Origin of the sequence: Gemmatimonas groenlandica, assembly GCF_013004105.1 — a bacterium.
Lineage (GTDB): Bacteria > Gemmatimonadota > Gemmatimonadetes > Gemmatimonadales > Gemmatimonadaceae > Gemmatimonas > Gemmatimonas groenlandica.
On sequence record NZ_CP053085.1, the window covers coordinates 503,736 to 526,894 of the forward strand.

Here is a 23,159-nt window from a genome sequence, read left to right on the forward strand (position 1 = left end):
GGCGTAAGCGCGTGTGCGGCCGCGCGTGTGCGGCCGCGCGTGTGTAGCCGCGCGGACTAGCCGGACAGCCGCTCGGCGGTGCCGAGCGCGACGATCAGACGGAGTAACCGCTCGATGCCGATGTCACTATCGGTGTCATCGTACCACTCGTTCGCCGTATGAGCGGCGCTGCCCGACCCACCGGCGCCGATCGCGATGGCCGGGATGCCCCGTGAGAGCGGCACGTTGGCATCGGTGGATGCGGACGCTGATTGCGGAACGCGTCCCACGGCGCGGGTGGCCGCCGCGGCGGCGATAACGAGCGGGTGCTGTTCGTCGATCATGCCGGCGGGCCGATCGCCGAGCGTGGTGATGGTGTAGCGTAGCGCCTGCGCGGGCGTGTGCTGCGATGCATCGAGTGCGGCGCGCCGAACGATACGCTCCACTTCACCGGCCATCGTGCGCAGTCGCTCCGGATCGAGTGACCGCAGGTCAACGTCGATCCACGCGTGCGTCGGCACGCCGGTGAGATGTTCGCCACCGTGCATGCGGGTGACGGCGATGACACCGTAGGGGCGGGAGGCGTCGGCAAGACGGGCGATCGCGGCAATGCAGGCACCGGCGGCGTGCACCGGGTTCGGGGTCGTCGCATTGGCCCAGCTGTGCCCGCCCACACCGGTGAAGGCGATGCGCCATCGCCGTGAACCCACGGCGTGGTGGACGATGGTTCGGTCGCCGGGGCCGTCGATGGCCACGGCCGCGACCGGCATCGCGCCGCGGGCGGAGGCATCGTCGAACCACTGTGTCGCGCCGCGCAGATTCCCTTCGCCTTCTTCCCCGACGGTCAGCACGAGTTCGATCGGCCGCTGCAATCGCGCCCGTACGTCGGGTTGCCGAAGGATGCGCGCCAGCACCGACATCGCGGCCAGTCCGCGTCCATTGTCCCCGATGCCGGGGCAATAGGTGCGCGTACCGTCTTGCCGCACCGCGAGCGGTTCAGCGGCGTCGAACACCGTATCCAGGTGCGCCAGACAGACCAGCGGTCGGCCATCGGTGCGATGGGGCGTCGCCGTGGGATCCACCCGAGCAATCACGTTGCCGGCGCCGTCGCTCGTGACGTGATGGCCACAGTTGCGCCAGTCCTGTTGCAGCAGCGCCGCCCGTTCGCTTTCGTTCCCCGTTGGTGCCGCGACGCGGGCGATCGCGATTTGTTGTTCGAGAATCCACGCGCGCTGTGCTCGCCAGCTTGCCAGCAGCGGCGTCAGCCAGTTCTTCCCGGAGTCCGTCGTGGTCATCGCATGAGCTCCATCCCGCCAACGACTGCACCGACGCCCGCCACGCGCTGGATACCGACGCGCAATGTGCTGGCGCTCGCTGCGGTCAGTTTTCTCACTGACGCGTCGAGCGAAATCATCGCGCCGCTGCTGCCGCTGTTTCTGGTGGGCACGTTGGGCGCGACGGTCAGTATGGTGGGCGTAATCGAGGGCGGCGCCGAGGCGGTGGCCTCGCTGCTCAAACTGGCCAGTGGATGGTGGTCGGATCGGGTATCCCGCCGCAAGCCGCTGATCGTGGCCGGCTACACGATCGCGTCGCTGGTGCGCCCATTGGTGGCCATTGCGCAGAGCGCCACGCAGGTGCTGGCCATTCGCTTGGTCGACCGAGTCGGGAAGGGCATTCGCGGCGCCCCCCGCGATGCGCTGCTGGCCGCATCCACACCGCTCGAATTTCGCGGTCGGGCTTTCGGATTCCATCGGGCGGCCGATCACGCCGGCGCGGTGGTCGGTCCGCTGATCGCGTTGGCATGTCTCCAGTGGCTTGGCATGCCCATACGCCACGTCTTCTGGGTGGCGGCGATTCCGGGAGCGCTAGCGGTGATGGTGGCCATTGCCTTCGTCCGTGAGCAGCGGGAACCGGCGGTTCCCCGTGTCAAAGTGGCCGCTTCACCGACCAGTCCGGCGAGTGCGCTGCCACGCTCGTTCTGGCTCACGATGGTGCCGATTCTCGTGTTCACGCTGGGGAACTCCACCGACGCCTTTCTGCTGCTGCGGGCCTCGCAACTCGGGGTACCCACGGCGCTGATCCCGTTGGTGTGGGTGCTGCTGCACCTGGTGAAGAGTGCGTCGAGTACACCGGCCGGCGCGTTGTCGGATCGCGTGGGGCGTCGCCCGCTGATCGTGGCCGGCTGGGGGCTCTACGCGGCCGTGTACGCCGGTTTCTCGCTGGCGACCGAACCGTGGCATGCCTGGGCGCTCTTTGGCGTGTACGGCGTCGTCTTCGGCCTCACGGAAGGCACGGAGAAAGCGTTGGTGGCCGATCTGGTCCCGGCGGCGCGTCGTGGTACGGCCTTCGGTTGGTATCAGGCAACGGTCGGCGTGGCAGCGTTGCCGGCGAGCATCGTGTTCGGCGTCGTCTGGGACCGCCTCGGCTCGCCGACGGCATTCGGGATGGGGGCGGCGCTGGCCATCGTCGCCGCGGTCATCATGTCACTGGTGCCCTTGACCCCCGCCGAGGCCTAGCCCGGCACGCTCAGCAGCAGCGCGAGCCGGGTTGCTTGTATCGGTCCACGAGCCGCTGCTTCTCGAAGGCCCGGGCATCCAACGGCGTGCATCCGGGATGCTTGCGCTGCATGTGCGCCAGATACGTCTCGTAATCCGGGGCGCCGATGATCCGATGCACGGTCGCGATCCAACGACGCATCGTGACTTTCCACGGCGTGGCATTCGCTGCGAGTGACATGGCGTGACGATGAGAGTCGCCGGCGTGACACGAGGGTGACCTCGGTCGTGCTGGCTCGTAGGGTGGGTGAGCGCCCGACGTCGGGTCGGTCGGCGCGCGGCCTGTCCGTAAGTTCGTTCGTGACCCGCCTTTTTGCGAGAGCCAGAGTCCCGCCCATGTCCCTGCCGACGTCGATGACGACAAGTCGTGTCTTGATCTTGTCCCTGCTCGCGGTCTCGGGTGCGGTGGTCTCGTCGACGGCGGCGAGTGTGTACGCGGCGGGTGATACGGCCCGACGGCTTCCGCCCACTGCCCGCGTGGCGGGACGGGTGGACCCGCTCTCGCCCGCCGTGCTCGCTGAGGCCGCTGATACGACACGGTCGTTCACGTCGCGCGTCCGACTGCTCGAGGCGATCGCCGACGGCGCCTGCGTCCGTACGCGCGAAATGCTGTTCGGTGCCTCCACGACGCGACACGCCGCCCTCGATCGCGCGATCGACGCCATGACCGGCGTGCCGAACGTGCCGGACCTCCGCCGGCGGATGCATCAGCGGCTCGACGCGTTCTCCGATGGCCCTACCTGGTTGGCGGCGGCAACGCGCGCGACCCCCGGCTCCAGCGTGCCGATGCTTCGCTGGCTGCTACCACACACCATCGAGGCGCGCGTCGACTACTGTCGAACGCTGCGCTGACGAAACAGGGGGCGACGGCATCTGCCGTCGCCCCCTGTGTGCATCGTACCGCACGCAAACTGCGTTACGCGAACCGCGTTACGCGTCGACCAGCTGGGTGCGCACGTACGGCGTTTCGCTCGATACCGCCGCCTTGCTGCCGTTCATCACCTTCACCCACTCGATGATCGACGCGGTCAGAATCACGACCACCGACACGAGGAAGAAGCCGGCCACGGCCGCGTCGAGGTGGTCGTTGAAGATCATCCGCTGCGCCGCTTCGAGCGACTTGATGTTCGCCGGAAGCGTGCCGCCCGCGATCTGTCCTTCGATCAGCCGCGCGTGCGACAGGAAGCCCAGCTTCGGATCGCTCGAGAAGATCTTGAGCAGGCCAGCCGTCGCCGTCACGATCACCAGCCACACCAACGGGATGATGGTGACGAACGCGTACTTCGCCTTACCCATCTTCACGATCACGGTCGTGCCGACGCACAGCGCCACAGTGGCCAGCAGCTGATTCGAAATGCCGAACAGCGGCCACAGCGAGTTGATGCCACCCAGAGGATCCGTGACACCCTGATACAGGAAGTATCCCCACATCGACACGAACAACCCCGAGCAGAACACGACCGCCGGATACCAGGACACGCGGCCGAGCGGCTTGTACACCTGACCGAGGAGATCCTGCAGCATGAAACGGCCGACGCGCGTGCCGGCATCGAGCGTGGTCAAAATGAACAGCGCTTCGAACATGATCGCGAAGTGGTACCACAGCGACATCGCCGATTCACCACCGAGCGCGCGCGAGAACAGGTGCGCCATACCGACGGCAAGACTGGGCGCTCCACCGGTGCGGGACAGGAGTGAATTCTCACCGACCTGGCGGGCCAGCAGCTCGAGATCCGCGGCAGAAATCGTCTTGAACAACGCCCACCCGTTGATCGTGTCGGCCGCGCTCATGGCGGTCGTGCCGATCACGGCTGCCGGCGAGTTGATCGCGAAGTAGATGCCGGGCGTGAGTACGCACGCGGCGATCAGGGCCATCGTGGCCACCAGCGACTCGGTGAGCATCGAACCGTAGCCGATCAAGCGGGCATCCGGCTCGCGACGCAGCAGCTTGGGCGTGGTGCCCGAGGAGATCAGCGCATGGAAGCCGGAGATGGCACCGCACGCGATCGTCACGAACACGAACGGAAATAGCTTGCCGGAGAACACTGGTCCGGTGCCGTCGATGAACTTCGTGACCGGCGGCATCTCCATGTCCGGGAGCACCACGATGATGCCGACGCCGAGCGCCAGCACCACGCCGATCTTCACGAACGCCGACAAGTAGTCACGCGGCGCGAGCAGCATCCACACCGGGAGCACCGAGGCAAAGAAGCCGTACACCATGATCGACAGCGAGAGCGTCACGCCGCTCAGGGTGAACACCGGCGCCCACGTGGCCGACTCCGATACCCACTTGCCCGCGTACAGCGACAGAAACAGCAGCACCAGGCCGCCGGCGGTCGCCTCGAGTACGGCACCCGGCCGGATCCAGCGCAGATACACGCCCATCAACATCGCGATCGGGATCGACAGGCCGATCGTGACCGTGCCCCACGGGCTGTCGCGCAGGGCGTTGACGACGACCAGCGCCAGCACCGAGATCAGGATGATCATGATGCCGAGAATGGAGACGAGCGCCGTGGCACCGGCCACCGTCCCGATCTCCTCCTTCGCCATCTGACCCAACGACTTGCCATCGCGGCGGATCGAGGCACAGAGGATCACGAAGTCCTGCACCGCACCGCCCAACACCACGCCCACGAGAATCCAGAGGGCGCCGGGGAGGAAGCCGAACTGGGCCGCCAGGGTGGGACCAACCAACGGTCCAGGCCCGGCGATGGCCGCAAAATGGTGGCCGAACACGATCCACTTGTTGGTCGGCACGTAGTCACGACCGTCATCGAGTCGCTCAGCCGGTGTCGACCGGGTGGCGTCGAGGCCGAAGATGTCCGCCGCGATGAAGCGACTGTAGAACCGGTAGGCGATGAGGTAGGTGCAGACCGCCGCGGTAAGCAACCACGCAGCGCTGATCGTCTCACCCTTGTTCAGGGCGACGGTGGCGAGGGCGCCGGCGCCGAGCACAGCGATGGCGATCCACGGGACCTGTTTGAGCAGGCCGGAGGTAGGGGAGGGGGAGGACATGGCATACGGTGTACGCTCTGGTACATGCCCGTGTCAATGAAGACCCGTGCAAAATTCGGAAAACTGGGGCAGGGCGTACTCAAGTTTGGACGTGCCGTCGCCCGATTTGCGGCATTCCAGCACGCGACTTCACTCCCCGTGCGCGGCAGACGATCTTATTCGTCATGGCTACTCCCGTAACGCTCATCCCCGGCGACGGCATCGGACCGTCCATTGCCGACGCCACCGTGCGCATCCTGGCCGCCGCTGGCGCCGATGTGGAATGGGACCGTCAGGTCGCCGGCATGGCCGGCGTGGCGCGCTGGAACGATCCGATCCCCGACGCTACTCTCGACTCGATCAAGCGCACCCGCGTGGCCCTCAAGGGCCCGCTGGAGACCCCGGTCGGCGAAGGCTTCCGCTCCATCAACGTCGCCCTGCGGAAGACGTTCGATCTCTACGCCAACGTCCGGCCGGCGTACACGATCGTGCCAGGGCGCTTCGATAACGTCGATATCGTGCTGGTGCGCGAGAACACCGAAGGGCTGTACATCGGCGTCGAGCACTACGTGAAGATCGGTGACGATCCGAAGGCGGCAGCCGAGTCGGTGGCGATCATCACGCGGCATGGCTCGGAGCGTATCGTACGCTACGCCTTTGACTACGCGATCGCGCACAACCGCAAGAAGGTCACGCTGGTGCACAAGGCGAACATCCTCAAGTTCTCACAGGGGCTGTTCCTCGATGTCGGTCGCATGATCGCCCGCGAGTACGAAGGCCGTGTGCAGTTCGAAGAGCGCATCATCGACGCCATGGCGATGCACCTCGTCATGCGCCCCGAGCAGTTCGACGTGGTGGTCACCACCAACCTCTTCGGCGATATTCTCTCCGACGAGATCTCGGGGCTCGTGGGCGGTCTCGGCCTCGCGCCCGGCGCGAACTTCGGCACCAACGCGGCGATCTTCGAAGCCGTGCATGGCACCGCGCCCGACATCGCCGGCAAGAACGTCGCCAACCCGGGAGCGCTCGTGCTCGCGGCGTGCATGATGCTCGATCATATCGGCGACCGCGGTCGCGCGACGAGCATCCGGAACGCCTTCGAAGGCACCATCCGCGACGGTGCTGTGCTCACGCGAGACCTCGGCGGCACCTCGACCACCGATCAGTTCACCGACGCTGTGATCGCGCGCCTTGGCTGATCCGGAAACAGGCGCGGTGCTCCGTCGCGTCCTGCACGTATCGGATATTCACTGCGGCCACCCGTTTGTGGCCGTGCACGTGGCCGCTGCCCTCGAGGTGGCGGCCGCGTCGCGTTTCGACGCCATCGTGATCTCTGGCGATTTTTCGCAGCGCGCGCGCGTGAAAGAGTTCGAACGCGCCCGCGGCATACTCGATCAGTTTCGCGCGATCGCGCCCACGATCGAGGTCCCAGGGAATCACGACACCGCCTGGTGGCATGCCCCGTTCGGCTGGGGCGATGCCAGTCGACTGCACGAGGGCTACACGCAGTACATCAACCCGGTGCTGGAGCCCGTGGTGCGCGTGCCGGGCGTGACGATGGTGGGGCTCAACTCGGCGGCCGGCATGCTCCCGCAGGCAGTCACGTGGTATCCGCGTGACTGGCGCGTGAAGGGCGGGCTGACCGCGTCGCAGTTCGAGTGGGCGCAGCGCGAGATGGCCGCGAGTCCGGCGGGTGACCTTCGCTTGCTCGTGGTGCATCACAACGTGGTGCGCGGCCGACTGTCGCACCGGTGGGGACTCAAGCGGCCGGAAGCCGCGCTCGACCGTTTAGCGGCACTGCCGGTGGACGTGGTCTGCACCGGCCACGACCACGAGGAACGCACCGAGGTCGTGCAGCGCCGTACCGGGCGGTTTCTGGTGAGCGGGGCCAACACGCTCTCAAGCCGTAGTCGAAAGCATCGCCCTTCGGCCCTGAACGTCATCGAAGCCACGGCCGCACACGTGACCGTGCAGGCGTGGGGATACCGTCAAGGCGCCTTTGCGCCGGGGCCGATGTCCGCCACACTGGACCGGCGGGAGTCCCGCTTGACATAGGCGGAAAGGGGTATATCTTAGTACTAAGATATTAACCGCCCGCCAGACGGGCAGGAGGACTGTATGTCCACCACGTCTTCGATTCTCGGACTTCACCACATCACGCTCGTCGCCAGCAACGCGCAGCGGACCGTGGATTTCTACTCCCGCGTGCTCGGCCTTCGGTTGGTCAAGACGACGGTCAATTTCGATGACCCGGGCAGCTACCACCTGTATTTCGCCGACGAAACCGGCAGTGCAGGCACGGTGGTCACCTTCTTCGAGTGGCCGCGGGCGCCACGCGGCCGTACCGGCATCGGCGGCACGCATCACTTCGCGCTGCGGGTCGCTGACCGCGATGCGCTGCTGCGCTGGAAGCGTCGCCTCACCGATCTCGGCTTGCGCGTGCGTGGTCCGTACGACCGACAGTACTTCACGTCGATCTACTTCCGCGACCCCGATGGTGTGATTCTCGAAATCGCCACCGACGGCCCTGGCATGCTCTTCAACGAGCAGGCCGGCACCACGATGCAACGCACGCCGCCGGCGGAATTGGTGCGCGGTGGTCGCGATGAAGCGCTGATCGCAACGCTCACGTGGCCGGAGCCGGTCACGACGATCGATCCGGCAATGGCGCTCACCCGCGGCATGCACCATCTCACCGCGATGACGGCGAACGTGGAACGCACCGACGAATTCCTGCGCGGCGTGCTGGGCCTGTCGCTTGTGAAGCAGACCGAAAACTTCGATGATCCCGGCACGCGCCACTGGTCGTGGGGCAGCCCCGATGCACGCCCCGGGTCGCTGGTGACGTATCTCGAGCGCCCATCGACGGAGCGCCGATCGCACATGGGCACGGGGCAGGGCCATCACTACGCGCTTGCCGTGGCCAACGAAACGGAGCAGCTCATGTTCCGCGATCGACTGCTCGACGCGGGTATCAACGTGTCGCCGGTGATGGACCGCGTGTACTTCAAGAGTATCTACACCAAGGATCCCGATGGACACATCGTGGAGCTGGCCACGATGGGCCCGGGGTTCCTCGTGGACGAGCCGGTGAGCACGACCGGCTCGACGCTGCGACTGCCGCCCTGGCTCGAGGAGCATCGCGAGCAGATTGAGGCGAACATTAAAGACATCGACCGGTCGCCGTGGCCCTACGACGGGTTCGACGGTGATCGAGGGATGCTCTCACACCCGGGTCGGTCACTGCCGATTCCTGAAACGATGGAGGCGATGTCGTGAGCGACACAGCAGCAGAACGGACAGGACCGCACGGCGGCGTGCCCCCACTCGTATCCGGCACGCCGCTCACGGAGGCGTCGTACGCGCTCGTGCTGGTGCACGGGCGCGGCGGCAGCGCCGAGGGCATGTTGCCGATCGCCAAGGCCGCGAAGGCCACCGACGCCGCGTTGGTGGCACCGGTGGCCGTGGGCAACAGCTGGTATCCGAAGCGCTTTCTCGATCCGCGCGAGCAGAACGAGCCGTGGTTGAGCAGTGCGTTGGCGTCGGTCGGGGCGGCGGTGGAGCAGGTACGGGCGGCGGGCATTCCCAGTGAGCGCATCATTTTAGTGGGCTTCTCGCAAGGCGCCTGTCTGATGCTCGAATACGCCACCATGGCGGCGAAGTCCGACGTGCGCTTCGGTGGCGTCGCGGCGCTGGCGGGCGGCTTGATCGGCGACCCGTTGGTGGCGCGTGATGACCGTGGGTCGCTGGGCGGAACGCCGGTGCTGCTCGCGTGCGGGAACGCCGATGGGCATATCCCCGAGGCCATCGTGCGGTCGTCGGCCGAGGTGTTCCGTCAGCTTGGCGCGTCGGTCGACTTGCGGATCTATCCGGGAATTGGTCATGACATCGTGGGCGACGAGATCGACGCGCTCACCGAAATGGTCAATACGTTGCGCGGAGCCCAGTAGGGGGCGCATCTTCCGCCTCGATGAGTCGCCGGCACACGCAATTAGGGTTCGACTTTTTCGACGCGGCTCCGGCCGCGTCGGAATCGTCGTTGCCGGTGGCGCCCGTTGCGACACCGCCAACCGTGCCCGCGCCCTCGTTCACGCAGAACGTGACCAGCGCCGTGTCGCAGCTGTTCACCCAGGTGTTTTCGCCGGTGCTCACGCCGGCATTCGTGCCGGTGCCGCCGAAGCCGGTGGCCGATGATACGCGTCCGTCGCGCGGTCGCACGGCGGTGCGGGCCCGCACCGCGGTCCTGTTTTCGCGCCTCGAAGATCTCGGGCTGCGCGGCGTGGATGCGCTGGTGCTCATGCGCACACGCACCGTGATGGTGTCGCTGATCGGCCGTACGCTACGCATTCACGAAGGCTACGCCGAGGCACCGGAATCGGTGCTGCGGGCCATCGTAGCCTTCGCAACGGCACGTAACAAGACCGAGCGGACGACGGCGCGCGAAGCGATTCTGGCCTTCGACGTCGAGCGCGGCCCCTCGGTGCGCCGACAGGAACCGGCGCGTCCAGGTGACGTCGCGATCATCGCGCAGCTCATGGAAGCGCATCGCGAACTCAACGCGAAGTGGTTCGAGGGTACGCTGACAGCGATTCCGCTGCGCTTGTCGGGGAAGATGGCCACGCGACTCGGGCATTACGATCCGGGCTCGCGTCACACGCCGCCCGAGATCGTGATGTCACGGACGCACATCACGCGACATGGATGGCGCGAGGCGATGCACACACTGCTGCACGAAATGGTGCATCAGTGGCAGCACGAAACCGGGCAGCCGGTGGATCACGGCACGGCATTCCGACAAAAGGCGCGCGACGTGGGCATTACCCCCGCCGCGCGCCGTGATGTCACGCCGCTCGAGAAGCGACGCAAAGCGACGGGCTGAGTTGTGTCGTTACGGCGCGCTGACGATCACCGTGAGCGTGCTCACGTAATTCGCGGCGCCGGTCGAGGTGCCCGTGATCGGTATGACGTACACGCCCGCGGCGGTGGCCGACGTCGTTGCGACGGTGACTGCTACTGACGTGCCCGGCGCCGGGTTTGGCGTGAACGTCACCGTCATACCCGTTGGCACGCTGGCGGCCGCCAGCTGAACGCTGCCGGCAAAGACGTTCTGACGTGCGATCGTGATCGCACTGGCCACCGACTGTCCGGCCTGTACCGACAACGCCGCCGGCGACATCGACAAGCCGAAGCCGGCCGTTGCCGACGGCGAGACCGTGAATGCGATCGTCTGCGTCTGCGCACCGACGCCGGTGCCGGCGCCGCGAATGGTGATCGTGCTGAGACCCGCGGTCGCCGTGCTGGCGGCCGTCAGCGTGAGCGTGGTCACGCGGTTGGTGCCGGTGATCGTGGCCGGTGAGAATGCCGCCGTCACGCCAGTGGGGAGATTCTCGGCAGACAGCGTGACATCACCCGTGAACGTGCCGATGCGATTGATCACCACGGGGATCGTCGTGGCGGCTCCCTGCGCGGCCATCGCGGTGGTCGCGCTGGCGGACAGTGTGAGCCCGTTGCTGGACACCGTGAGCGGCAGCGTCGCGGTGCCGGCGGTCACGTTGTTGCCGGTCGCACGTACCGTGATGGTGCTGGTGGCGGCGGCGGCGGTGCTGGCGGCGGTGAGGGTGAGCACACTACTCGTGCTGGCGCCGTCGACCGTGGCGGGCGTGAAGGTCGCGGTGACGCCCGTGGGAAGATTCTCGGCCGACAGATTCACCGATCCGCTGAATCCACCACCGCGTGTGAGCGTGATCGGCACCGTCGTGTTGCCGCCGACCACGACGGCTGAGGCGGTCTGGCCGAGGCTGACGCCAAGGGTGTTGGACGGGTTGACGATGTCATCGTCAGAGCACGCGGAAGTGAAAACAGCCGCGGAGAGAAGGAACGGTAACCAAGCTTTCATCGCATCGTCTCGCTTGAACAGGCTGAGAAGTACGCCGCGCCAACACGCGCGGTCACGTGCGATGGGTTCCAAGCAAGTGTCGGTCCGATATTCGCGCGCTCGGTGACGGCGCACACGCGTGGTGAAAGGTTCCGCGTTGACTACGAATATGAAGACGGGAGCCGTGCACCGTGCGCGGCTCCCGTCTTCACGACCTGCTCAATCGGTAAGACCTACGGCGTCACCGTACCGATTCGCGCAGCAATCTTGAAGGATGCGCCTTCGATGATCTGGTTGAAGCCGGTGAGGCCGCCCTGTGCGTTCGTCGTCCAGGTCGTCGCGACGCCGGTGCGAAGCCCCCAGTTGTTGTCGAAGCCGGCCACGCCGCTGAAGTCAGGGGTCTCGAGGTCATACTCTGCAGACGCACCGAAATATCCGCGCGACGCCAACAACGTCCAGGAACGCGCCGTACCGCTGGATTGCGTGAATCCGGCGCCGACCGCATCCGGATACTCCGTCTGCCATGTGCCCCTCGACTTCAGTCGGGCGAAGGGGGACGTGCCAGTAACGGTGATGGCCGGCAGGGTGAGCGACGGGCCGATCGTGAGCGTGCGATTCGCCAGTTCACGATTGTACTGCGCAACGAGACGCGTCTGAGAAACCTCCGAACCGCTGAGCGTGCTGGCGAGGGCGATCGCCATGTGCAGGTCGCCGTCACGCGTGCGCGCGAGCGGAATGCCGTACACCGTATATGGCGACGCGCCACCGAACAGCGCACCGAACGCGAAGCCGGAGAAGTTGCCGTTGGTGCTCTGGAAGTTGGCGTAGACCTGAACGAGGTCACTGCCGCCGCCGTTTACCGTGAACTGCGCGGTCTGCACCGGGAACGACTCGGCGCCGTTGAAGTCAATCACGGGAATCGCGCTGCTCGCCGCATAATTCACGTCGCGTCGGAGAACCGCTCGATCGGCTACGATCGAGACGGAGGTTCCGCCACTGACCGTGGTCGTCCGGAACCCAAGGAGATCGGTCGCCCCGTCATCCGCGTCGAGACTGAACGTGGTGGTGGGGAACGCTGCCGAACCTAGCGAACTACCGACATTCACCGTTCCCGTTTGGCCTGCACCCAGTCCGGCGAACGAGCCGGTGAGCGCCTTCGTCGCGCGATTGTTCACGCACTCGAGCGTGCCCATCTGCGTGAGTTCGGCGCGCGTGAAATAATTGATCGTGACCTGCGCCGGTCCGCCGCTCAGCGGCTGCGCGTACGCCACGCCGCCCACGCTGCTATTGATGGTGAACGCGTACGTCTGGTTGGCGCCGGCGGTCACCCGCGTCCATGCGCCGGTCGTTCCGTCACGGAACGCGAACCACAGCGGGAAGCGTCCCGCTTCACAGAACTGCCAGTTCACGTTCCCCGTGCCACCACCCGGTGACGTGACCGTGAGCGCCACGTTCGCCGTCACGTTGGCTAAGCCCGCCGTGGTGCCCGTGATCACGCCGGTGTAGTTGCCCGCGGCAACCGCACCGCCCACGGTGAGCGTGAGCGTCGACGTCGTGCCCGTCACCGCTGCCGGATTGAACGTGGCCGTCACACCAGCCGGCAATCCCGTGACGGCGAGGTTCACCGTACCGACAAAGCCTGCGCCGCGCGTGAGCGTGACAGTGCTGGCGCCCGCGGTGCCTTGCTGCGCGCTCACCGCCGTGGCGGCCATGGTGTACGTCGGCGCTGCAGTCACGGTGAGATTCACCGAGGCCGTTTGCGAGGTCACGCCGGTGCCCGAGGCGGTCACCGTAATCGCCGCCGCACCAACCGCTGCGCCAGTGGTTGACGTCAGCGTCAGTGTGCTCGTGAGCGTCGCACCCGTAAGCGTCGCCGGCGCGAAGCCGGCTGTGACGCCCGCGGGAAGTCCCGTAGCCGCGAGCGCCACATCCGCCGCGTAGCCGCCGGCGCGCGTGATCGTGACCGCCGTCGTGGTCGCACTACCGGCCGCCACCGACACCGCCGTCGGCGTGGCCGCGACCGTGATGCCGGGGGCAGCCGTCACCGTAACCGCCACCGTGGTGGTCGTCGCCGTGACGCCCGTACCGGTGCCACGCACCGTGAGATTGTAGATGCCCGGCACCGCGGCGCCCGTGGTCGTAATCGTCAGCGTGCTCGTCGTGCCAGCGGCGAGCACTGGATTAGCCGAGAATGCGCCCGTCACACCCGCCGGTGCGCCTTCTAGGGCCAGCGTGACATCACCGGCAAAACCACCGGTGCGCGACAGGCCGATCGCCGTGGTGCCGTTCGCGCCCGCCACAATGCTCACGGCGGCGGGCGTCGAGGTCAGTGAGATGGCCGGTGTGGCCGCCGCCGTGAGCGTGAGCGCCACGCTCGCCGTCTGCGTCGTTACGCCGGTGCCCGACGCGCTGATCGTGATCGTGCTGGCGCCCGCCGCTGCAGTGCCGGCCACGGTCAGACTGAGCGTGCTGGTGGTCGAACCCGCAGCGATGGTCGCCGGGGTGAACGTCGCCGTGACGCCCGCGGGGAGTCCACTCGCCGCCAACGTGACCACATCGGTAAATCCATTGGACCGCGTGATCGTAATCGGCACGGTGGCCGATCCGCCCACCACGATGGAGCTGGCTCCCGTGCCCGCCGTGAGCGCCACCGCGGGTGTCGGAATCGTGAGCGCATACGTGCTCGTTACGGCCGTCACACCGCCGCCCGCCGCGCGCACCGTGATCGTACTCGATCCGGCCGCAGCCGTCGTTCCGACGTTGAACACCACCGTCGCACTGGTCGCCGAGCCGGCTAACGTCGACGGCGTGAAATCGGCCGTGACACCGGTCGGCAGGTTCTCGGCGGTGAGCGCCACGCTTCCCGTGTAGCCACCCACCCGACTCACGGTGATCGTGGAATTTCCCGAGGCGCCGCGGGCGATCGTGCCCGACGTGGCGGACAGCGACAGCCCGATGCTCTGGGTGACGGGAGGTTGGGTGGTCCCACCATCGCCGCCGCTCGAACAGGCGGCCAAGGCGAGGGTCAGGACGGCGGAACGAACGAACGACGGCCAACGAAGCATCATGTCCTCATGAGAAAAAAGTCATGTCGTGTGAACCAAGTCATACGACCGCGCATTCACTCATATGTCAACCAAACTCGAGCGTGATGGTCGCTTCACGTTGGTAACACGCTAGATTTCGCCGACTACTCACCGCTTCTCCAGCTGAAAGGCTTCCTACATGGCGACTGAACTCCTGTCCGCGAGCGCGATCCCCGCGCTGCCCTCCGTCGAGCTCAAGGCGCACGCCGCCGACCTGTTCAACATCGATGCGGCGCTCACCGAAGAAGAGCGCTCCATTCGCGACACGATTCGCAAGTTCGTGGACGAGCGCGTGCTGCCGATCATCGGCGAGTGTTACGTGCAGGGACGCTTCCCCGACGAGCTTGTGGCCGAGATGGCCGAGCTTGGCGTGTTGGGTGCGAACCTCCCCGAGGAGTACGGCTGCGCCGGCCTCTCGAGCGTGGCCTACGGGCTGATCATGCAGGAACTCGAGCGCGGCGACTCGGGCATCCGCTCGTTCGCGTCGGTGCAGGGCGCCTTGGTTATGTATCCGATTTTCGCCTTCGGATCCGAGGCGCAGAAACAGCACTATCTGCCCAAGCTCGCCAAGGCCGAGATGATCGGCTGTTTCGGCCTCACCGAAGCCGACTACGGTTCGAATCCGAGTGGGATGATCACCCGCGCCAAGCAGCAGGCCGACGGCAGCTGGATCATCAACGGCGGCAAGATGTGGATCACCAACGGATCCAAGGCGCACGTCGCCATCATCTGGGCCAAGACCGGTGAGAGCACCGACGATAGCAGCATCCGCGGCTTCGTCGTCGACACGTCACTGCCGGGCTTCCACGCCAAGGACCAGCATGGCAAGCTCTCGCTCCGCGCCAGCCACACGTCGGAGCTGGTGCTCACCGACGTGCATGTGCCGGCGGACGCGATTCTCCCCGAATCGAAGGGACTCAAGAGCCCGCTCATGTGTCTCACGCAGGCGCGCTACGGCATCTCGTGGGGCGTGCTCGGTGCCGCCATGGCCTGCTTCGAGGAGGCGGTCTCGTACTCGAAGAATCGCGTGATGTTCGACAAGCCGATCGGCGGCTTCCAGATCCAGCAGGTGCGCCTCGCCGACATGCTTACCGAACTCACGAAGGCGCAGCTGGTATCGCTGCACCTGGGTCGCCTGAAAGACGCCGGTAACTTCACGCCCACGCAGGTGTCGTTGGCCAAGCGCAACAACGTCAGCATCGCGACCGACATCGCTCGCGAGGCGCGTCGCTTGCTCGGCGGCAACGGCATCCTCGCCGAGTACAGCGCGATGCGCCACATGGCGAACCTCGAAAGCGTCTACACCTACGAGGGTACGCACGATGTGCACTCGTTGATTCTCGGACAGGCGATCACGGGACTGAACGCGTTCAAGTAGGGGTGAGCGGCGCTACGAAAAGGTGACGCTCCCGTCGCATTGCCGGCGGGGGTACCCGCGCCTAGCTTCCCCTTCGAAGTAGTTCCTACCTCTCAGCCTCTTTTCAGCCTCTTTTACGGAGCGTCCGCGGTGAAGATCGCCGTGTGCATTAAGCGCGTCCCGGTTATGGAAGTGAAGTTCGCCATTACCGCTGACGGCTCCCGCGTAGATGAAGCGGGCCTCAAGTACGACGTCAACGACTTCGATCTGTGGGCGATCGAAGCCGCGCTGCAGCTGAAGGAGAAGAACGGCAATGTGGGCGAAGTAGCCGTGATCTCCCTCGGACCTGACGCGGCACAGGAACAGATCCGCAAGGCGCTGGCGATGGGTGCCGATCGTGGTGTGCTGCTGAAGGCCGACAGCATTCCGGCCGACGGGCTCGCCATTGCGCGCGCGCTCGCCGCCGAAATCAAGGAGGGCGGCTATGACCTCGTCCTCTTTGGACGCATCGCCATCGATTCGATGAATCAGATGACGGGCCCGATGGTGGCCGAGCTGCTCGATCTGCCGTGCGTGACGAACGTCTTCAAGCTCGACATCACCGGCACCACCGGTCGCGCCGAACGTGCGCTCGAAGGCGCGACGGAAGTCATGGAGTTCCCGCTCCCTGCGGTGCTCACCATCGACGATGGCCTGAACAAGGAACGGCTGCCGTCGCTCAAGGGCATCATGGCTGCCAAGAAGAAACCGCTCGATGTGAAGCCGGCGCAGCTCGGCGACGCGAAGGTGACGGTGCACAAGATGGCGCTGCCCCCCGAACGGGCTGCCGGACGTATCCTCGGTGACAGTGCTGCCGCGGTGCCGGAGCTCGTGCGACTCCTCCAGACCGAAGCGAAGGTGCTCTGAGATGGCCAACGTTCTCGTATTCGCAGAAGTGCGTGGCGGCGACCTGCGCAAGGTGGCGCTCGAAGCCGTGACGGCCGGTCGCGCCCTCGCCGAACTCTCCGGTGGCGGCAGCGTACATGCGCTGCTCGCTGGTGACGCTGGCATCGCTGCCAAGGCGTCGTCGTTGGCGCAGTACGGCGCCGACACGGTACTCGTGCTCGAACACGCCGGTTTTGCGCAGTACAATCCGGAAGCGCTCGCGGCCACGGTGGCCCAGCAGCTGGGTACCGGCACCTATGGCTACGCGCTGTTCAGCGCGACCGCGCAGGGACGCGACTTGTCGCCGCGCGTGGCGGCCAAGTTGGGCGTCGGTCTCGCGGCCGACCTCACCGGCTTCACGGTCGAAGGCAGCACGGTGTTGGGACAGCACTTCAACATGAACGGCAAGGTGATCGCCACCTTGGCGCTCTCCGGTTCGCCTGCGCTGTTGTCGGTGCGTCCGGCGGCGTTCCAGCCGGCCGAGGCGCCGCGTGCGCTCGCCACCACCTCGATCACGTCGGCCGCTGATCCGCTGTCGTCACGGGTGAAGGTGGTGGAGCTCAAGCAGGGCAACACCGGCAAGCTCGATCTCAACGACGCGCCGGTGATCGTGGCCGGTGGTCGCGGTCTCAAGGCACCCGAGAATTTCAAGCTGTGCGAAGATCTCGCTGATGCGTTCGGAAACGCCGCCGTGGGGGCAACCCGCGCGGTGACCGATGAAGGCTGGCGCCCGCATTCGGATCAGATCGGCCAGACGGGACGCAACGTGAGCCCGAATCTGTACGTGGCCGTTGGCATTTCGGGCGCCATTCAGCACTTGGCCGGCATGCGCACGTCGAAGACGATCGTGGCGATCAACAAGGACAAGGACGCCCCGATCTTCAAGATTGCCGACTATGGCATCGTGGGTGATGTGTTCGAGATCATGCCGGCGCTCACCGCTGCCGTGAAGGCCGCGAAGGCGCAGGGCTGACCGGGAACATGTTCGGGGTCTCGAATCTCGTCTTCGCGGTCATTCTCGCCGTCGCGCTCGGGTTCTTCGCCCGCAGCGCGAAACGATTGAACCGCTGGCTGAATATCGGCCACGATGAAGTCCGTACCGACCACCCCGATCAGCGCACGAAGAACTTCCTGCTGATCGGGCTCGGGCAGAGCAAGATTCTGCGCGACCCGGTTGGCGGCATGATGCACGCCCTCGTGTTCTGGGGCTTCTGTGTGCTTGGTCTCGGCACGATCGAGATCATGATCCAGGGGCTCTACACGCCCTTCACGTGGGATTTGATCCTTCCGCGGTTCCTGTACCTGCCGTACGTGGTGTCGCAGGAGATCTTCGCGGTCTTCGTGCTGATCCCCGTCGTGTACTTGCTGTACCGTCGTCTGGTGATCAAGCCGAAGCGTTTCGCCGAGGTGAGTGGCGCCGACGCCGTGTTCATCCTGAGCATGATCGCGACGCTCATGCTCACGCTGATGCTGCTGTTCGTGATGGAGCTGCGCACGGGAGCACCGACCGACGGCCGTATCATCTCCGGCTTGCTGCTGCCCCTGTTCAGCGGCGTGGCGCCGGAAACCGCCCACATGGTGGCACGGGCGTCGTGGTGGATTCACGCGGTGCTGATTCTGTACTTCCTGAATCACCTGCCGGGCTCGAAGCACCTGCACGTGCTTACGTCGCTGATCAACGTGTGGTTCTCCAACACGAGCGGCCCCGGTCGCATCGGCGCTATGCGCCCGATGGATCTGGAAGCGGAGAACGCCGAGCAGTTCGGCGCCGCCGATGTGGAGCATCTGAGCTGGAAGAATCTCCTCGACGGCTACTCGTGTACCGAGTGCGGCCGCTGCACGGCCGTGTGCCCGGCCAACACCACCGGCAAGCTGTTGTCGCCGCGCATGATCGTGGTGAAAACGCGCGCCCGCTTGACCGAAAAGGCCACGACGCTCGATGCGATCGCGGCGAGCGGTGGTACGGCGACTGAAGAACAGACGGCGGTCCTTGCCAAGAATCTGCTCGACGACTGGATCACCGAAGAAGAACTCTGGGCGTGCACGAGTTGCCGCGCCTGCGTGCAGGAGTGCCCGGTCAGCATCGACCAACTCGACATCATCAACGAGTTGCGTCGCGATCTGGTGCTCATGGAGTCGCGCTTCCCCGAGGAGCTGGCACCGGCGCTCACGAGTCTCGAGCGCAACGGCAGTCCGTGGGCTTTCAGTGCGTCGGACCGGGCGCAGTGGGCCGAGGGGATGGACATCCCCACGATGGCCGAGCTGGTGGAGAAGGGCGAGAAGGCCGACATCCTGTTCTGGGTCGGCTGCATGGGGTCGTTCGACGATCGCGCCAAGAAGATCACGGTGGCGTTCGCGCGTATCCTGCAAGCGGCCAATGTGCGCTTTGCGATTCTCGGCCAGGAAGAGACGTGTCACGGTGATCCGGCGCGTCGCATGGGTAACGAGTATCTGTACCAGATGCTCGCCAAGGGTGTGATCGAAACGCTCGATGGCTATAACGTGAAGACGATCGTCACGTTCTGCCCGCACTGCTTCCATCAGATGGGCAGCGAGTTTCCGGATATCGGCGGTAACTACGAAGTCATTCACCACACCGACTACATCGAGCGGTTGCTCGAGGCCGGGCGTGTGCCGCTCGACACCGAGCACGGGCAGCGGCTCAAGGTGGCGTACCACGACTCGTGCTACCTCGGTCGCTACAACGAGATCTACGACGCGCCGCGCAACACGCTCAAGCGGGCGTTGCCGATCATGGAGCTCGTGGAACCGCCGCGCACCAAGAGCCGTGGTATGTGCTGCGGCGCCGGTGGCGGTCGCATGTGGATGGAAGAGAACGTCGGCAAGCGCGTCAACGTGGAGCGCAGCGAAGAGCTGCTGGCCACGGGCGCCGATCAGATTGCCGTCGCCTGTCCGTTCTGTATGACGATGATCACCGACGGTGTGACCGGTGCCGGCAGCAGCGTGCCGGTGCTCGACATCTCCGAAGTGGTGGCGTCGCGGTTGTTGCCGATCGTGCCGGCCTGATCACGGCACGTCGACTTCACGCCGCAGGCGGATGTCTTTGGATGACGCGCCGACCATGATGCGCCATGCGCCGGGTTCTTCGACCCGGCGCATGTTTGCATCCAGGAGCGAGAGTTGGTCGCGACGCACGCTGAAGGTCACGCGCTGTGACGCCCCAGGGGCGAGCGCGATGCGTGTGAAACCGGCCAGCTCCATCATCGGCCGCGCCACGCTCGCCAGCACGTCGCGCAGGTAGAGTTGTACTACCTCATCGCCACGGCGTGCGCCGCTGTTCTCGACCGTGAGCGACACGAGTAAGGCCACGCTGTCGCTCTTGGGGCGCACGTCGACGGCGAGATCGCGATACACAAATGTCGTGTAGCTCAGGCCGTGTCCAAACGGGAAGCGCGCCTGTCCCGTGAGGTCCAGGTAGTCATCGCCGCGCCCGGTGGGCTTGTGCGCGTAATGCAGCGGCACCTGACCTTCGTGCATCGGAAACGTGAGCGGCAACTTTCCACCCGGTGACGCCTTGCCGAACATCACGTCGGCCACGGCATGCCCACCATCCTGGCCGGGATACCACACATCGAGCACGGCGTCCACGCGGTCGAGCCACGGCATCGTGATGGCACTGCCGCCCACGAGCACCACGACCACGGGTGTACCAGTGGCCGCGACGGCACGAATGAGTTCTTCCTGACGGCCGGGTAGTCCAAGCAACGCACGGTCACGGAATTCGCCCTCCTCGATGCCGGCGACCACGATCGCCACGTCGCTCGCGCGGGCATCGGCCACCGCGCGTGCGATCGCTGCCGGCTGCGGGTCGCGTACGCCAGCGTCCCACACAAACTTGAGTCGCGCGTTGCCGGTGGCCTCGAAGTACTCGAGACGCACGCGATGCCGTGATCCGCCGGCCATCGACACACGTGCGCTCTGTGTGCCGTACGACGCTTTGCGCCACCGGTCAATACGCAGCGTATCGTTCACAAAGAGGCGATAGCCGTCGTTGCCTTCTATCGCGATCGTGCGCGCGCCGCCAGCCGGCACCGTGAGCGTGCCGGTCCATCGCGCCGAGTACCAGTCGTACGGGATGCCGCGGCCGGGCGAGTTGAGCGTCCAGCCGAAGTCGATCTGCGCGTCGGTGCGGGTGATCGCGGGGGTACCGTCGAAGCTGATGTTGGGCCAGTACTCGCCGCGTAACCCGGGCACCGTGGCGCCGTCGCGCACCGTCGTGAAATGTGCGGCGGGAATCACCACCAGCGGCTTCCAGATGCGTGGCACGCCCTCACTCACGCGCAGCACGGTCCCCGCCGGCACCGCGGCGCGAATGCCGTCGACGATGCTCACGGCGCGCGCTCCCGGCGGCGAGTAGCCACCAACGCGCGCCTCGGTGGCGTCGCTGCCGATCAGCGCAATGCGCTTGGTACCCAACGCGAGCGGCAACCGCGCGCGCTCGTTGCGTAGCAACACGAACGACGCCACGGCCGACTCACGCGCCAGCGCGCGATGCGCCGGCGAACGGGCCAGCGCCGCCGCGCTGTCGGCGCTGCCGTACGGCGACTCGAACAGCCCCATCGCGAACTTGGCGCGCAGCACGCGCGCCACCGCGCTGTCGATCACCGCCATCGACAGGCCACTGGTGCGGAACGCGGCGAGATACGGGCGGTGTTGCTCGTAGCTCGACTGAAAGATGACGTCGAGTCCCGACTCGAGCGCGTGCCGCGTGGCCGTGGCCGTGCTGGCCTCGGTGTGGTGCAACACCGTGGACCCGCCCGTGGCGGCCGCGTCGGACATCACGAATCCGCTGAACCGCCATTCACCGCGCAGCACGTCGGTCAGCAAGGCGCGGTTCTGCGTGGATGGTGAGCCGTCTACCGAGTTGTACGAACTCATGACCGACCCGGCATGGGCATCGCGGATCGCCGTGAGAAACGGCGGATAGTAGCGCTCGCGCAGCAGCCGTTCGCTGAACTCGATCGGATAGCTGTCGCGCCCTCCATCACCGACGTTGGCCACGAAGTGCTTCGGCGTGGCGATGACGCCGCGCGTTTCGAGGGCTGAGATGTATGCACGGGCCATGGCCGACGTGAGCCAGGTGTCTTCGCCATACGTCTCTTCGACTCGGCCCCAACGCACGTCATTGGCGATATTCACCACCGGCGACAGCGACAGGCGGATGCCACGGCTGCGCGCTTCGCTGGCGATCGCACCGGCCACGCGGCTCACCAAGGCCGTGTCCCACGTGGCGGCCAATCCGATGGCCTGCGGAAAGGTGGTTGCTCCTTCGCGGCCGAGTCCGTGCAGCGTTTCCTCGAAGGGCAACAGCGGAATGCCCAGCCGGGTGTCGCTTACGAACCAGCGCTGCAGCGCGTTGATGCGCTCAGTGTGGGCGCGCGCGACCACCCCCGCGTTCAACGTGTCGCTGCGCAATGCCTCGGCGCGCATACCGGCCGGCGCATTGATCTGCAGACCAAACGACCCGTGGCGATAATCGTGCGACGCGTCATCACGATCGCCGGGAATCATGAACAGCTGCCAGAACTTTTCGTCGAGCGTCATGCGCGCGAGGAGGTCCTGTGCCCGCTCCGACGGCGCGCGACGGGCGTCGCGGTAGGGCGCGTCGGCTGGCGGCCGGGAAGGGGCTTCCTGGGCCGCGGCGGAGGCCGCCGTGGTCAGGGCGGCAACGAGCAGACCGGCCAACGCCGGCCGCACGACTGATAATCCTTTGGGCACGCAAGTGAGCATGCCCAAGCGTAGCGCGCTTACGGCCGGATTTCGAGTTCGGCTTGGGCCGCCGTGAGTGAATCACCGCCGAAATTCACGACCGCGTAGATCGTGTACTTTCCCGGCGGCAGCGAGGGCATCGCGACGCGGAACGTCTCCCGCTTGCCCGCGTCGATGCGCTTGCCCTCCACCAGCGGCACCGCCACGACCAGCGAGTCGTCGCCCAGGCGGACCTGCACTTCGCCGACGATCTCGGTGGCGGTCGTACCGGTGTTGCGATAGCGCACCTCCAACGATTTGCCCTTCACAACCATGTCGCTCACTTCGCCGTCGACCGTCACCACAGCGGCGGGAGCGGAGGCGGATACCGTCTGCGCCTGGATTGCCGCAATGGGCAACAGCAGCAGGAGCGCGAAGAGCAGAATTGCGAGGGCCAGCAGCGGCGCCCGCAGCCAGGTGATACGCGTCGGCGAGGTCATGGCCCGCTCTACTGGAAGGATGGTGCCAACCGGCTCTCAGAGGGAAGCACGCGTCCGCGACGACCCACCTGTGGGGCTGGCGCGACAGTCAGTGGGGGATCGGCCCGTCACTGTTGTCGAGGCCGGGGTGGCTGACGCAGTTGGAGGCGACGCGACGACCCGATAACTTCCTTC

At 66.2% G+C, this 23,159-nt stretch carries 18 protein-coding genes; 11 read left to right on the forward strand and 7 right to left on the reverse strand.

Annotation, left to right across the window (positions count from 1 at the left end):
- Window positions 1-56: 56 nt before the first annotated feature.
- Window positions 57-1,274: a M20/M25/M40 family metallo-hydrolase gene (locus tag HKW67_RS02060; RefSeq protein WP_171223816.1), complete on the reverse strand. Its 1,218-nt coding sequence runs from the start codon at window positions 1,272-1,274 to the stop codon at window positions 57-59.
- Window positions 1,275-1,277: 3 nt separating this feature from the next.
- Between HKW67_RS02060 and HKW67_RS02065 the strand changes: the two genes are divergently transcribed.
- Window positions 1,278-2,495 carry an MFS transporter gene (locus tag HKW67_RS02065; protein ID WP_171223817.1) on the forward strand — a complete coding sequence of 406 codons (1,218 nt, stop codon included), beginning with the start codon at window positions 1,278-1,280 and terminating at the stop codon, window positions 2,493-2,495.
- Between the two features lie 10 nt (window positions 2,496-2,505).
- On the opposite strand, the gene HKW67_RS02070 is transcribed toward HKW67_RS02065, so the two are convergent.
- Window positions 2,506-2,715 carry a YbdD/YjiX family protein gene (locus tag HKW67_RS02070; protein ID WP_171223818.1) on the reverse strand — a complete coding sequence of 70 codons (210 nt, stop codon included), beginning with the start codon at window positions 2,713-2,715 and terminating at the stop codon, window positions 2,506-2,508.
- Between the two features lie 155 nt (window positions 2,716-2,870).
- Between HKW67_RS02070 and HKW67_RS02075 the strand changes: the two genes are divergently transcribed.
- Window positions 2,871-3,386: a hypothetical protein gene (locus HKW67_RS02075; protein WP_171223819.1), complete on the forward strand. Its 516-nt coding sequence runs from the start codon at window positions 2,871-2,873 to the stop codon at window positions 3,384-3,386.
- Window positions 3,387-3,464: 78 nt separating this feature from the next.
- Here the strand turns inward: HKW67_RS02075 and HKW67_RS02080 are convergent, their stop codons facing one another.
- Window positions 3,465-5,555: a carbon starvation CstA family protein gene (locus HKW67_RS02080; protein ID WP_171223820.1), complete on the reverse strand. Its 2,091-nt coding sequence runs from the start codon at window positions 5,553-5,555 to the stop codon at window positions 3,465-3,467.
- Window positions 5,556-5,719: 164 nt separating this feature from the next.
- Here HKW67_RS02080 and HKW67_RS02085 point away from each other — a divergent pair, with 164 nt between their 5' ends.
- The 5 genes from HKW67_RS02085 to HKW67_RS02105 all read left to right on the forward strand — a co-directional run bounded on the left by HKW67_RS02085 (window position 5,720) and on the right by HKW67_RS02105 (window position 10,413).
- Window positions 5,720-6,733 carry an isocitrate/isopropylmalate dehydrogenase family protein gene (locus tag HKW67_RS02085; RefSeq protein ID WP_171223821.1) on the forward strand — a complete coding sequence of 338 codons (1,014 nt, stop codon included), beginning with the start codon at window positions 5,720-5,722 and terminating at the stop codon, window positions 6,731-6,733.
- A gap of 16 nt (window positions 6,734-6,749) precedes the next feature.
- Complete coding sequence (locus HKW67_RS02090) at window positions 6,750-7,589, forward strand: metallophosphoesterase family protein (protein ID WP_171223822.1); 840 nt, start codon at window positions 6,750-6,752, stop codon at window positions 7,587-7,589.
- Between the two features lie 63 nt (window positions 7,590-7,652).
- Window positions 7,653-8,813, forward strand: coding sequence for a VOC family protein (locus HKW67_RS02095; RefSeq protein ID WP_171223823.1), 1,161 nt, complete (start codon window positions 7,653-7,655; stop codon window positions 8,811-8,813).
- Window positions 8,810-9,484: an alpha/beta hydrolase gene (locus HKW67_RS02100; protein ID WP_206044574.1), complete on the forward strand. Its 675-nt coding sequence runs from the start codon at window positions 8,810-8,812 to the stop codon at window positions 9,482-9,484. Before HKW67_RS02095 ends, HKW67_RS02100 begins: the two co-directional genes overlap by 4 nt.
- Window positions 9,485-9,504: 20 nt before the next feature.
- On the forward strand, window positions 9,505-10,413 hold the full coding sequence (locus HKW67_RS02105) for a SprT-like domain-containing protein (RefSeq protein WP_171223824.1): 909 nt from the start codon (window positions 9,505-9,507) through the stop codon (window positions 10,411-10,413).
- 9 nt (window positions 10,414-10,422) lie between these two features.
- Here HKW67_RS02105 and HKW67_RS02110 read toward each other — a convergent pair whose 3' ends face one another.
- On the reverse strand, window positions 10,423-11,430 hold the full coding sequence (locus tag HKW67_RS02110; RefSeq protein WP_171223825.1) for a hypothetical protein: 1,008 nt from the start codon (window positions 11,428-11,430) through the stop codon (window positions 10,423-10,425).
- 212 nt (window positions 11,431-11,642) lie between these two features.
- Complete coding sequence (locus tag HKW67_RS02115) at window positions 11,643-14,477, reverse strand: beta strand repeat-containing protein (RefSeq protein WP_171223826.1); 2,835 nt, start codon at window positions 14,475-14,477, stop codon at window positions 11,643-11,645.
- 157 nt (window positions 14,478-14,634) lie between these two features.
- On the opposite strand from HKW67_RS02115, the gene HKW67_RS02120 reads away from it, so the two are divergent.
- The 4 genes from HKW67_RS02120 to HKW67_RS02135 all read left to right on the forward strand — a co-directional run bounded on the left by HKW67_RS02120 (window position 14,635) and on the right by HKW67_RS02135 (window position 19,803).
- The gene (locus HKW67_RS02120; RefSeq protein ID WP_171223827.1) at window positions 14,635-15,873 is read left to right on the forward strand and encodes an acyl-CoA dehydrogenase family protein; all 1,239 of its coding nucleotides are present in this window, start codon (window positions 14,635-14,637) and stop codon (window positions 15,871-15,873) included.
- Window positions 15,874-16,002: 129 nt separating this feature from the next.
- Window positions 16,003-16,758, forward strand: coding sequence for an electron transfer flavoprotein subunit beta/FixA family protein (locus tag HKW67_RS02125; RefSeq protein WP_171223828.1), 756 nt, complete (start codon window positions 16,003-16,005; stop codon window positions 16,756-16,758).
- 1 nt (window position 16,759) lies between these two features.
- Complete coding sequence (locus HKW67_RS22245) at window positions 16,760-17,749, forward strand: electron transfer flavoprotein subunit alpha/FixB family protein (RefSeq protein WP_206044575.1); 990 nt, start codon at window positions 16,760-16,762, stop codon at window positions 17,747-17,749.
- An 8-nt stretch (window positions 17,750-17,757) separates the two neighbouring features.
- Window positions 17,758-19,803: a (Fe-S)-binding protein gene (locus HKW67_RS02135; RefSeq protein ID WP_171223829.1), complete on the forward strand. Its 2,046-nt coding sequence runs from the start codon at window positions 17,758-17,760 to the stop codon at window positions 19,801-19,803.
- On the opposite strand, the gene HKW67_RS02140 is transcribed toward HKW67_RS02135, so the two are convergent.
- Together HKW67_RS02140 and HKW67_RS02145 are read right to left on the reverse strand one after the other, a co-directional pair.
- On the reverse strand, window positions 19,804-22,494 hold the full coding sequence (locus HKW67_RS02140) for a glycoside hydrolase family 3 N-terminal domain-containing protein (RefSeq protein ID WP_171223830.1): 2,691 nt from the start codon (window positions 22,492-22,494) through the stop codon (window positions 19,804-19,806).
- 50 nt (window positions 22,495-22,544) lie between these two features.
- The gene (locus HKW67_RS02145; RefSeq protein WP_171223831.1) at window positions 22,545-22,985 is read right to left on the reverse strand and encodes a hypothetical protein; all 441 of its coding nucleotides are present in this window, start codon (window positions 22,983-22,985) and stop codon (window positions 22,545-22,547) included.
- Window positions 22,986-23,159: the final 174 nt, after the last annotated feature.

Bases quoted from the DNA above. Each gene is read 5' to 3' on its own strand.
- HKW67_RS02060 (WP_171223816.1), bottom strand. From the start codon at position 1,274: ATGACCACGACGGACTCCGGGAAGAACTGGCTGACGCCGCTGCTGGCA.
- HKW67_RS02065 (WP_171223817.1), top strand. From the start codon at position 1,278: ATGAGCTCCATCCCGCCAACGACTGCACCGACGCCCGCCACGCGCTGG.
- HKW67_RS02070 (WP_171223818.1), bottom strand. From the start codon at position 2,715: ATGTCACTCGCAGCGAATGCCACGCCGTGGAAAGTCACGATGCGTCGT.
- HKW67_RS02075 (WP_171223819.1), top strand. From the start codon at position 2,871: ATGTCCCTGCCGACGTCGATGACGACAAGTCGTGTCTTGATCTTGTCC.
- HKW67_RS02080 (WP_171223820.1), bottom strand. From the start codon at position 5,555: ATGTCCTCCCCCTCCCCTACCTCCGGCCTGCTCAAACAGGTCCCGTGG.
- HKW67_RS02085 (WP_171223821.1), top strand. From the start codon at position 5,720: ATGGCTACTCCCGTAACGCTCATCCCCGGCGACGGCATCGGACCGTCC.
- HKW67_RS02095 (WP_171223823.1), top strand. From the start codon at position 7,653: ATGTCCACCACGTCTTCGATTCTCGGACTTCACCACATCACGCTCGTC.
- HKW67_RS02105 (WP_171223824.1), top strand. From the start codon at position 9,505: ATGAGTCGCCGGCACACGCAATTAGGGTTCGACTTTTTCGACGCGGCT.
- HKW67_RS02110 (WP_171223825.1), bottom strand. From the start codon at position 11,430: ATGAAAGCTTGGTTACCGTTCCTTCTCTCCGCGGCTGTTTTCACTTCC.
- HKW67_RS02115 (WP_171223826.1), bottom strand. From the start codon at position 14,477: ATGATGCTTCGTTGGCCGTCGTTCGTTCGTTCCGCCGTCCTGACCCTC.
- HKW67_RS02120 (WP_171223827.1), top strand. From the start codon at position 14,635: ATGGCGACTGAACTCCTGTCCGCGAGCGCGATCCCCGCGCTGCCCTCC.
- HKW67_RS22245 (WP_206044575.1), top strand. From the start codon at position 16,760: ATGGCCAACGTTCTCGTATTCGCAGAAGTGCGTGGCGGCGACCTGCGC.
- HKW67_RS02135 (WP_171223829.1), top strand. From the start codon at position 17,758: ATGTTCGGGGTCTCGAATCTCGTCTTCGCGGTCATTCTCGCCGTCGCG.
- HKW67_RS02145 (WP_171223831.1), bottom strand. From the start codon at position 22,985: ATGACCTCGCCGACGCGTATCACCTGGCTGCGGGCGCCGCTGCTGGCC.